This is a genomic window from Solihabitans fulvus, assembly GCF_008386585.1.
Classification (GTDB): domain Bacteria; phylum Actinomycetota; class Actinomycetes; order Mycobacteriales; family Pseudonocardiaceae; genus Solihabitans; species Solihabitans fulvus.
This window is the reverse complement of record NZ_VUOB01000187.1, coordinates 1-203: the sequence shown is the minus strand read 5'-3', so window position 1 is coordinate 203 and position 203 is coordinate 1. Positions and strand designations below refer to the sequence as shown.

Sequence of the window (203 nt, the reverse complement as noted above, 5' to 3'; positions counted from 1 at the left end):
CGCGCCGATCAAGGACGTGCCCAAGACGCTGGTGTGGGAGCTGGCGAAGTGGCGCAACGCCGAGGCCGAGAAGCGCGGCGAGGTGCCGCCGATCCCGGAGAACTCGATCACCAAGCCGCCGTCGGCCGAGCTGCGGCCCGACCAGCTGGACAGCGACTCGCTGCCGGACTACGAGGTGCTCGACGCCGTCCTGGACGACTACG

The 203-nt window shown here is 70.4% G+C and carries 1 pseudogene; it reads left to right on the top strand.

The window, feature by feature from the left end:
* Positions 1-203: pseudogene (locus tag F0L68_RS41215) on the top strand (NAD+ synthase); the annotation flags it as partial.